The following is a 3,833-nucleotide window of genomic DNA, read 5'->3' as shown; positions in this document are numbered from 1 at the left end:
CTCAGCCCCTGGCCGGACAATGATCGGAATGGTGGCCGGATTGATCTCGGAACGGTGGCCGGGGATTGATCGGAATCGCGGCCGGCTTCATCTCGGAATCCCTGGCCGAATGAAATCGGAATCTGCACGCTCACCGCCACGAGCGCTCAGGAGGAGGTGGTGGCCGCCTCCGAGTACCGGGCCCTGCAGAACCAGGTCCGGGAGCTGCAGCGGCTGCTTGGCAAGAAGACGCTCGAAGCCGAGATCCTCAAAGAGGCGCTGGAGGTCGCCACCGGGCCAAAAAAGCAGCTGTTGCGCTCGCTGTCCTGGCCCAAGGGCGGTTCGCGATGAGCGCCGTCTGCTCCACCCTTGAGGTCGCCCGCTCCAACATCGCCGAGCAGGTAGCCGGTCGGCCATCAAACCACCGGGGCCGTCCTCCGTTGCCTGACGCGGACCTGGTGGAGGCGATCAAGGCCATCATTGGCAGCCTGCCGACCTATGGCTACCGCCGGGTGCATGCTCTTCTGGTCCGCCAGGCGCAGGAGCAGGGCCGGTCTCCTCCAAATCACAAGCGGGTCTACCGGGTCATGAAGGCTCACGGTCTCCTGCTGCAGCGCCATGCCGGCGGGGCCGAGGCGCGCCGGCATGACGGTCGCGTGGCGGTAGAACGCTCCAATCTGCGCTGGTGCTCGGACGGGTTTGAGATCGGCTGTGACAATGGCGAGAAGGTTCGCGTGGCCTTTGCGCTCGACTGCTGCGACCGGGAGGTGCTGGGCCATGTGGCCACGACGGAAGGGATCAAGGGCGAGGACGTGCAGGACCTGATGATCACGGCGGTCGAGTACCGCTTCGGGCCGGTAACCCGTCTGCCGCAGACGATTGAATGGCTCTCCGACAATGGCTCCGGCTACATCGCCCATGAGACGAAGAGCCTGGCACGAGAGATGGGGCTGGAGCCGAGGACCACACCGGTGCAGAGCCCACAAAGCAACGGCATGGCCGAAGCCTTCGTGCGAACGATCAAGCGCGATTACGTCCGCGTCAGCCCGATCCCGGATGCCCGCACCGTGCTGGACAGCCTTCCTTTATGGTTCGAGCATTACAACAGCCTTCACCCGCACAAGGCACTCGGTTATCGTTCACCGCGTGAGTTCATTGCCTCACGTCAACCGGGATGATCTGTCCGATCTTTCAGGGGCAACAACAGTAGGACGCTCCCGAATCCGGATAATCCATGCCGTGACGCAGGGCGTTGTAGAACAGCACCGCGATCTTGCGGGCGGTTGCCGTGACGGCTTTGGCCTTGCCGATCCGCGTTGACAGGCGCGGGTAAACGCGCACAGCGCCTCCTCCGTTTTGCCGACCGTCACGGCCGCCAGCCGCAGAAGTGCCGCCGCCCGACTGCCTGACCGGCGCGTCCGGGACGACAGCACCTTGCCACCGGAGATCTTACTGCCGGGTGCCAGGCAGAGCCAGGAGGTGAAGTTTTTGCTGCTGGGCCAAGCGGCCAGATCCGTCCCGCATTCCGCAACCAGCTTGAGCGCCAACGACGGCCCCAGGCCGTGGATCCGGGTCAGGTCTTGGCCCAGCAGCATAGAGGGCACCACGAAGGTCGAAGCTCGGCTGTAAGTTTCCCGGAAGGTCTGCAGGGCCTGGCGCAGCTCCTCGATGGTCTCGAAGCGGCGCACCCACAGCAGGTTCTCCTTGAGCGTACGGGTGAACCGCTCCGCACAGCCGTACCCTTCCGGCGCCCGCACGAAAGCGGGCGAGCTCTCGATTCCGAGAAAGTGCAGTTCATCTTGGAAGGCTGCCGACATGTACTGGCTCCTGTGGACTTGACGGACCGACAGGCCCGAGGCAATTCCCTTCGCAAAGCCGCCAAAGTGCTCAAGTACCCCTTGGGGCAGCGGCTCGAGAGCCTCAAAGCGGTGCCATGGCGGCTGGCATGAATGCCGACACACTCGGCGCTCTGGTGATCCACCGCCACGAACACGGTGGGTCCTTAGGCTGTCTACCCAGTGGTCATGTCCGTGCGCCACAGAGTGTCGATGGTCTGGGGAATGATTGTGCCGTCAGGTTGCGTGGACCGTGCGGCGGCCCGTCCGGGACGGCGCCAGCAGATCGTGTTCGCGCATCAGCCGCAACACCCGGCACAGCAAGGTGCGGCGGCCCTTCAGGCGCAGACGACGGGCACAGACTTTCCGGTAGCCCTCACCATGGAACGGGCTGGCGGCCGGGACGGTGCGGACCTCGGTGGAGAGCACCGGATCGGACAACGGTCCGACCGGGCCGCGGCGCTGGCGGTACACACTCGCCCGGGCCACGCGCCAGATCCGGCAGACGTGCCAGGCCATAGGGCGTGCCGCGGCCCGGCGAGACCGCCCGGCTCACGCCTCGACCTCTTCTGAGCTAAAGGGCGGCCACTCTCCAGCACGGCAATCTTGGCCTCCAGCAGCATCTCGCCGAGCCAAGCCTTGAGCCGCTCGGTCTCCAATGCCGCGCCGATGGCCGGGCGGGGTGGCCAGCAAGTCCTCGCGCCAGGTGCTCAGCGTGGCGGCCGTCACGCCCAAGGAGCGCGAGACCGTCTCCAGATCCTCACCGCGCAGCAGTCGCAGAAACCGCCTTGCGTTTGCGCTGGCGCGACATCCGCCTACCGCAGCCCGGACCGGCCATATCCTTCATCGTCTCTGTCATCATCGTCACCCGTCTGCGGATCCTGTCCGCTTACAGGGTGTCTCAGGAAACTGTGAATTAGAGGAGACGCTCCTAGGTGTCTTACCTTAGAGATAAGCAAGAGTTCCGCAGGACCATCCGTCTGCAACTGAAGGATCTACACATAAGAGAGTTCGCCTAGTGCACCTCAATGAAGGACGGGTAGAGCAACATAGGAAACCTCCAAATTGGAGCTTGAGCTTCGAACCCTGAAGCCGACCCTGCCCCAAGTACTCCAATCCGTTCGCCAGCAGTATTGAAATTGGGGAAGACCATTGCTCGCGATAACAGATATTATCTCGGAGACAGTGCCATCCGAGGCTTTGTGGCTAATCCCTTTCATCAACGGCCCACCTATCTCCTGGCCTGTTTACCTGGGATGTAGAAGTCTCCATAACGAAGCGACGGAGCACGCCTGGGTGTTCTATAGCGTCTTTGAATGGTTTTGTCACTGTCTAGTTGTCTGGATACGTATGTCGCGGGATGGTCTGGATGCGAGACCTCCTTGGCGGCAGCGACGACCTGGAGGGTGTGGCGCAAGGCGTGTGAATCGGGCGGCTTGGAGCGCCGGTTGGCGGGTTTAGGCTCAGCAGCAAGGCTGCTCGCACGACCTCATCCGGTGATCGCTCCTTCACTTGCGCCTTGGCCTCGGCGACAGCCCGGTTCTCCTGGGCATGGATGGCCTCGGGCCTGTGGCTGACGTCACGGGCTTTCGTCACTGGCACATGGTGCTCATATCGGGGCCTGCAGGGTCGACACGACCGATCTCCCCATAATCACCTCCGCAGGGGACCGTCGCCGTGAGGCGACGGGGGAATACGGCGGTGCCGCTTCCCTTGTGTTAGATAATTGACGGCTGTATAATCAACGGCATGTCGCGATACCGGCGCAACGCGGGCGCAACCTTCAGTCTCAAGTACCACTTGGTCTGGTGCCCAAAGTACCGCAGGCCCGTGCTTGTGCCGCCATTCGACACCCGCCTGAAGGAGATCATTGCGGAGGTGGCGGTGGAATCCGGGATGACGGTCCACGCCCTCGAAGTCATGCCGGATCACGTCCACCTGTGCGTTGCAGCCGATCCGACGCTTGCCGTTGCTGAGATCGTCAATCGCTTCAAGGGACGGTCATCCCGCTTGATGCGA

General features: G+C 63.2%; 1 protein-coding gene and 2 pseudogenes. 2 read left to right on the top strand and 1 reads right to left on the bottom strand.

The annotated features are described in order from the left end of the window. Positions 1-129: 129 nt before the first annotated feature. Positions 130-1,157, top strand: a pseudogene (locus OC446_RS29695) (IS3 family transposase); the annotation flags it as partial. Here the strand turns inward: OC446_RS29695 and OC446_RS29685 are convergent. Then, positions 1,140-2,682 (bottom strand): annotated as a pseudogene (locus OC446_RS29685) (transposase). The pseudogenes OC446_RS29695 and OC446_RS29685 overlap by 18 nt on opposite strands. A gap of 881 nt (positions 2,683-3,563) precedes the next feature. On the opposite strand from OC446_RS29685, the gene tnpA reads away from it, so the two are divergent. Continuing rightward, a partial coding sequence (gene tnpA / locus OC446_RS29680) for an IS200/IS605 family transposase (protein ID WP_262032487.1) occupies positions 3,564-3,833 on the top strand: 270 nt, incomplete at its 3' end.

This window comes from Microvirga sp. Mcv34 (assembly GCF_024519725.1).
In the GTDB taxonomy this organism is placed as follows: Bacteria; Pseudomonadota; Alphaproteobacteria; order Rhizobiales; family Beijerinckiaceae; genus Microvirga.
This window is presented reverse-complemented; position numbering and strand designations above follow the sequence as displayed.